General features: G+C 71.8%; 4 protein-coding genes and 2 pseudogenes. 4 read left to right on the top strand and 2 right to left on the bottom strand.

The features are described from left to right. From LQ326_RS33980 to LQ326_RS33970, 3 genes and pseudogenes are all read left to right on the top strand, one after another. Positions 1-1,188: pseudogene (locus LQ326_RS33980) on the top strand (IS110 family RNA-guided transposase); the annotation flags it as partial. 79 nt (positions 1,189-1,267) lie between these two features. After that, positions 1,268-1,858: a GNAT family N-acetyltransferase gene (locus LQ326_RS33975; RefSeq protein WP_234542917.1), complete on the top strand. Its 591-nt coding sequence runs from the start codon at positions 1,268-1,270 to the stop codon at positions 1,856-1,858. A gap of 315 nt (positions 1,859-2,173) precedes the next feature. Then, a complete protein-coding gene (locus LQ326_RS33970) occupies positions 2,174-2,611 on the top strand; it encodes a DUF4442 domain-containing protein (protein ID WP_234542916.1) in 438 nt (145 codons plus the stop codon). A 125-nt stretch (positions 2,612-2,736) separates the two neighbouring features. Here the strand turns inward: LQ326_RS33970 and galU are convergent, their stop codons facing one another. Further along, positions 2,737-3,693, bottom strand: coding sequence for a UTP--glucose-1-phosphate uridylyltransferase GalU (gene galU, locus LQ326_RS33965; RefSeq protein ID WP_234542910.1), 957 nt, complete (start codon positions 3,691-3,693; stop codon positions 2,737-2,739). Between the two features lie 423 nt (positions 3,694-4,116). Between galU and LQ326_RS33960 the strand changes: the two genes are divergently transcribed. Then, on the top strand, positions 4,117-5,784 hold the full coding sequence (locus LQ326_RS33960) for an RICIN domain-containing protein (RefSeq protein WP_234542909.1): 1,668 nt from the start codon (positions 4,117-4,119) through the stop codon (positions 5,782-5,784). Here the strand turns inward: LQ326_RS33960 and LQ326_RS33955 are convergent. After that, a pseudogene (locus LQ326_RS33955) lies at positions 5,728-6,237 on the bottom strand (cysteine hydrolase family protein); the annotation flags it as partial. The gene LQ326_RS33960 and the pseudogene LQ326_RS33955 sit on opposite strands and share 57 nt — an antisense overlap. Positions 6,238-6,245: the final 8 nt, after the last annotated feature.

The raw sequence follows: 6,245 nt of genomic DNA, 5'->3' as shown, positions 1-6,245 counted from the left end.
TGACATCGCCGTCGTCGACCACACCGGCACCCAGCTCGCCAAGGCCCGCATCAGCGACGACGCGGCCGGCTACCACAAGCTCCTGGAGGTCCTGGCCGAGCACGGTGACAGTCCGGAGAGTCCGATACCCGTGGCCATCGAGACCAGCCACGGCCGCTCGTTGCCGCACTGCGCGCCGGGAGCCGTCAGGTCTTCGCGATCAACCCGCTCTCCGCGGCCCGCTACCGCGACCGCCACGGCGTCAGCCGCAAGAAGTCCGACCCTGGCGACGCCCTGGTCCTGGCGAACATCCTGCGCACGGACATGCACGCCCACCGGCCGCTGCCCGCCGACAGTGAACTCGCCCAGGCCATCGCGGTGCTGGCCCGCGCCCAGCAGGACGCGGTCTGGAGTCGGCAGCAGGTCGCCAACCAGATCCGCTCCCTGCTCCGCGAGTACTACCCCGCCGCCCTGCTCACCTTCCAGGGCAAGGAAGGCGTTCTGACCAGGGCAGACGCCCGGGTAGTCCTGACCCTGGCCCCGACACCGGCGAAGGCGGCGCGGCTCACCCTCGCCCAGATCCGGGCCGCCCTCAAACGCAGCGGGCGCACCCGGTCCTTCGACACCGAGGCCGAGCGCCTGCAAAGCGTCTTCCGCGCCGAGTACGCCCACCACCTCCCGGCTGTCGAGGATGCGTTCGGCCAGCAGTTGTTGGCTCTGCTCAAGCAGTTGGACGCCGCCTGCCAGGCCACGGGCGACCTCGCCGCTGCCGCCGCAGCAGCCTTCCAGCAGCACGCCGACAGCGAGATCCTGCTCACCTTCCCTGGTCTCGGTCCTCTACTCGGAGCCCGTGTCCTTGCGGAGATCGGGGACGACCGGACCCGTTTCGCCGACGCCAGGGCACTCAAGTCCTACGCCGGCTCTGCCCCGATCACCCGAGCGTCCGGCAAGAAGCGCTTCGTCGGCCGCCGCTTCGTCAAGAACAACCGGCTTCTGCACGCCGGCTTCCTCTGGTCCTTCTCAGCCTTGCAGGCCTCGCCCGGAGCCAACGCCCACTACCGCCGCCGGCGTGAGCACGGAGACTGGCACAACGCCGCCCGGCGCCACCTGCTCAACCGCTTCCTCGGGCAACTCCACCACTGCCTCCAGACCCGGCAGCACTTCGACGAGGAACGTGCCTTCGCGCCGCTTCAGTCAGCGTCTGCCTGACTTGGGCGCGACACCACGCGGTGGTTGAACAGGACCTCCGCCCAAGCCGGCAGCATGAGCCAGAGGCGGGCTTGCCATGATGTCGATCATGCCTTCTCTGGTTACCCCCGTCATGCCTCCAGGCAGCCTCAACGCCTCTGGCCAGCCGACGCTGCTGATCAACGGCGGCTTGCTGCTGCGGCCTTGGCTGCCTTCCGACGCAGCCGCTGTCGCGCGAGTTTTCCAAGACCCGAGGATCCAGCAATGGCACCTGCGCAGGGCGGACTCCGAAGACGAAGCCCGGGAGTGGATCAGACAGTGGTGCGACGGCTGGGAGAGCGAGACTGCCTGCCACTGGGCCGTGGCCGATGCTGACGACGACAAGGTCCTTGGACGGGTCTCCCTCCAGTCCATCATCATGACCGGCGGCCAGGCAGAGATCTCCTACTGGACCGCCCCGGAGGCCCGTGGCAAGGGCGTCTGTTCCCGGGCAGTGGCCCGGGTGTCGAGCTGGGCACTGGACGAAGCCGGATTCAACCGCCTGGAGCTCGGCCATGCTGCGGCGAACGTCGCGTCCTGCCGTATCGCTGAGAAGACTGGCTTCGCTCTGGAAGGCGTACGGCGTCGGGCACTGCTCCACGCCGACGGCTGGCACGACATGCATCTGCACGCCCGCGTTCTCGAAGGCTGACAAAAAGACCGTGGAGCCAGGCCTGGCCGAGCGACGTCATGACCTCATTCGAACTGCCGAGCACGGACCGGTTGACTCCCCGCCCCCTGAGATGTCTAGTGCCGGCCGGTCCCGGCGGCTCAGCCGGCCGGACGTCGTACCGCCCCAGGGGGAAGAGGGTCTCGCGACCTTCCAGCCGCCGACCGTGGGTTTCAGGCCGCCGGAGGCGGCGGACGCGAGGGGCGGGGCCGGCGGGTGGTGATCCGGTTGCCGTGCCGCGGCTCTGGCCAGATCCTGCTACTCATGAGTAACATGTCCGTCATGGGCACTGACCAGATGTCGATCGGCGAGATGCTCGCCGCCACGGTCCCGATGGTGCGGACCCTCAACCTGGAGTACCTGGAGACCACTCCGGAGCGGGCCGTGCTGTGCCTGCCGGACCAGGGGGACTTCCACAACCACATCGGCGGCCCGCACGCGGGCGCGATGTTCACCCTGGCCGAGTCCGCGAGCGGCGCGATCGTGCTCGCCGCCTTCGGCGACCAGCTCTCCCGGGCCGTACCGCTCGCCGTCAGCGCCGAGATCGCCTACAAGAAGGTCGCCCTCGGCCCGGTCAAGGCCACCGCGACCCTGGGCCGTCCGATCGCCGACGTCGTCGCCGAACTCGACGCGGGCAAGCGCCCCGAGTTCCCGGTCACCGTCGCCATCACGCGCGAGGACGGCGCGGTCACCGGCGAGATGACGGTCGTCTGGACGCTGCGTCCCAACGGCTGACCGGCCTGTCGGACGTCGCCCGCAGCGGACACCGCCTGCCAGGGGCCGGCCCGCGCACGTCGTCGGCCGGCCGACGACGTGTCCCGGCGAGCGTCCGGCCGGGGCCGTGGCTCTCCGGGGCCCGCTCAGGCGGCGCGGCTCTCCTCGCGGCCGGTCCCGTCTTGCGTCAGGCCCGCCACGAAGTCCTTGAGCCACGCCGTGAACTCGGGCCCGAGATCCGGGCGTTCGCAGGCGATCCGGACCACCGTGCGCAGGTAGTCGGCCTTGTCCCCGGTGTCGTAGCGCAGTCCGTCGAAGACCACCCCGTGCACCGTGCCGGCCGCGGCCAGTTCCTGGAGCGCGTCGGTCAGCTGGATCTCGCCGCCGCGGCCGGGCGCGGTCTTCTCCAGGACGTCGAACACCTCCGGGTCGAGGACGTAGCGCCCGATGACCGCGTAGTTGCTGGGCGCCTTCTGCGGGGACGGCTTCTCCACCAGGCCGGTCACCCTGACCACACCGTTCTCGCCGGTCGGCGCGACGGCGGCGCAGCCGTAGCGGTGGACCTGCGACGGGTCGACCTCCATCAGCGCGACCACGCTGCCCTGCCGGCGGTCGCGGACGTCCAGCATCCGGCTGAGCAGGGTCTCGCGGGCGTCGATCAGGTCGTCGCCGAGGAGCACCGCGAAGGGCTGGTCGCCCACGTGGTGCCTGGCGCACAGCACCGCGTGGCCGAGGCCGAGCGGGTCGCCCTGGCGGATGTGGTGGATGTCGGCGAGCCGCGCGGGATCGCGCACGGCCTCCAGGCGCACGGTGTCGCCCTTGGCGCTCAGCGCCTGCTCCAGCTCGAAGGCGTTGTCGAAGTGGTCCTCGATGGCCCGCTTGTGCCGGCCGGTGACCATGAGGATGTCGTCGAGTCCGGCCTTCGCCGCCTCCTCGACGACGTACTGGATGGCCGGCTTGTCGACGACCGGCAGCATCTCCTTCGGTGTCGCCTTGGTGGCGGGCAGGAACCGGGTGCCGAGCCCGGCGGCCGGCACCACGGCCTTGCGGACCGGTCGGGGGGAGGCGGGGGCGGGGGAGGGGGAGGGGTGGGGGGCGGTCATGCGGCACATGCTGGCCCGCCGGGATGAGAGAGGGCCGGGAGAAACGTGGGAGGCGGCTGTGGAACTCCGCGTCCGCCGCGGTGGGGGCCGAGCGACCGTGACCGTCCGGGTGTTGAAGGTTTCGTGTGCCATCGGGTGCCCGGCGCGCACAAGTTGGAGCTGGGTGACGGCTGAATCCCGGCCGAGTGCGGGTACCGCCGGTAATTCATCTGAAACCGCCGGGCATTTGAACTCAGGCCACGCCAAGTTCTTGTTTCCTGTGATGCGTGTGTGCAAAGGTGGGCCACCGCGCGGGAGGGTCCATAGACGGTGCGGCCGGCGGGCCGCTCGTTATGGACCCTAAAGGTACGCACCAATCAGCACTGCATTCCGTCAGGGCGGCATTTCGCACGCCCGTCCTGCGGCACGGAAGGAAACGGTTCAGTGCAACCCCCCTACCCCCCACGCCCGCCCTACCCGCCGCACCCCGGTCCGACCCCGGGGGGCTCCGACCGCGAAATCGTCGCCCGGCTCACCGGCGCCCCCGCGGCCAGACACCACGCCGTCGCCCTGCTGCTGGCCCGGCACTGGCGCGCCACCTGTGACTACGCCGTCGTCTGCCTGGCCGCCGCCACGCCCAACGCCCAACTCGTCGCCAGCGCCGCCTTCGAGCGGGTCCTCGGCGGACTGGCCGGCGGCGCGGTGGGCGCCGCCCTGCGCCCGCAGCTCCTCGTGGCGGTACGGGAGACGGTCCGCGCGTGGGCCGCCGACGAAGCCATTTCCGTCGTCGTACCGGAACTGCGCAAGACCACGGGCGGCCGCGGACTCGCCGCCGCAAGACCCGGCACCCCCGAAAGGAGGCAACTCGCGGAGCGCGCTTTCCAGGCCCTTCCGGGAGCGTCGCAATGCCTCCTCTGGCACTCCGAGGTCGAAGCCGAACCCATAAACATACCAGCCGGTCTGCTGGGTGTCGACACCATCGCCGCCGCGGCCGCTCTCGATCAGGCCCGCGAACAATTCAGGACCGAATTGGTGCGCGCCCACCGGGAACTCGCGCCCTCGAAGGAATGCCGCTTCTACAACCGGCTCCTCGACGTCCCTATTCGCCGGGGCGGCTCTCTGCTCCCCGATGTGCAACGGCATCTGACCGACTGCCGGTACTGCCGGCAGGCCGCCGAGCAGCTCAGCCATTTCGACGGCGGCCTGGAGGTGCTGCTCGCCGAGACCGTGCTGGGCTGGGGCGCCCGCCGCTACCTCGACACGCGGCCCGGCCGCGGCGCGGGCGGCGGCGTCTGGCCGGCCGCGGGCGAACCCGTACCCGCGGCGGTGTCCGGCGGACGGCACCGGCACCGCGTCGGGTCCCGGAGCGGACGGCGCAAGGCCGTGCTGGCCGGCGTCGGCCTGGTCTCCCTCGTGCTGCTCGCCACCGTGCTCGTGGCCAGGAGCTGGTCCGGCGACCACGGTGTCCCGCGCCCCGGCGCCACCACCTGGGGAGCCCCCGGCGGCGGTACCCCCCGGCCCGGCCGCGCCGCGCACCCGCCGTCCTCGGGTTCCCCGTCCGCGGCCTCCGCGAGCGAGCCCCTCGAGATCGCCCACGGCAGGCTGCGCAGCCCCGGCGCCGGGCGCTGCGTCGACGTGCGCGGGGGTGAGAGCGGGGTGCGGGTGGGTGCGGACCTGCGGCTCGGCCCGTGTTCGGACGCCGCGTCCCAGCAGTGGTCGTACCAGGACGACGGCATGCTGCGCAGCGCGTTCGACCCCGCCCTGTGCGTCGCCGCCGACCCCGGCGCGCGCAGTGTCGTGGTCGCCGGCTGCCTGGTGCACGCGGGGGAGGTGTCGTACGACATCACGGTGCGCGGTGAACTCCTGCTGCGCTGGGACAGGGGTCTCGCCCTGGCCGCCGACGGCACCCGGGTGGTCGTGGCCCGGCGGAACGGGTCGGCCGGGCAGCGCTGGGGGCTGGAGCCGGGGGCTTCACTTCAGCGCCTTCCGCAGGGCCTCGGCGGTGAGGGTGAAACCGAAACACTGGCGGACGTTGTAGAGCGTGGCGTCCATGCAGTACGCGGGCGAGGTGGTGGCCACCGCGTCCTCCAGCATGAGGACGTCGTAGCCTAGGTTCGCGGCGTCCATGAGGGTGGCCAGGACGCACTGGTCGGCGTTGACGCCGGCGAACAGCAGGGTGTCGACGCGCAGGTTGCGCAGCACGCTGTCCAGTTCGGTGTCCTGGAAGCCGCTCATCCGGTACTTGGAGATGTGGAGATCCCCGCCGGCCGTCTCCAGCCCGGCGACGATCGCGGCCGAGGGGCTGCCCTGCTCCAGCACCCGGCCGCCCGGCAGCGGGGCGCCGATACCGCCGCCGGTGCCGTCGGGGTCGTAGACGTGCAGGACGCCGGGCGGCAGGTTGGCCCGGTCGGGGCGGTTGCCCCAGTTGAGCCATATGACGGGGACGCCGGCGGCGCGCAGCGGGGGCAGCAGGCCGGCGATCACGGGGATCGGCACGCGGGCGGGGGCCACGTCCACGCCGACGGAGGCGAGCCATCCGCCGGGTGCGCAGAAGTCGTTCTGCATGTCGACGA

The organism is Streptomyces shenzhenensis (assembly GCF_021462265.1).
Taxonomy (GTDB): domain Bacteria; phylum Actinomycetota; class Actinomycetes; order Streptomycetales; family Streptomycetaceae; genus Streptomyces; species Streptomyces shenzhenensis.
This window is presented reverse-complemented; position numbering and strand designations above follow the sequence as displayed.

What these genes read in the sequence shown, in the direction of transcription:
- LQ326_RS33975 (WP_234542917.1), top strand. Translation starts at nt 1,268, where the DNA reads ATGTCGATCATGCCTTCTCTGGTTACCCCCGTCATGCCTCCAGGCAGC.
- LQ326_RS33970 (WP_234542916.1), top strand. Translation starts at nt 2,174, where the DNA reads ATGTCGATCGGCGAGATGCTCGCCGCCACGGTCCCGATGGTGCGGACC.
- galU (WP_234542910.1), bottom strand. Translation starts at nt 3,693, where the DNA reads ATGACCGCCCCCCACCCCTCCCCCTCCCCCGCCCCCGCCTCCCCCCGA.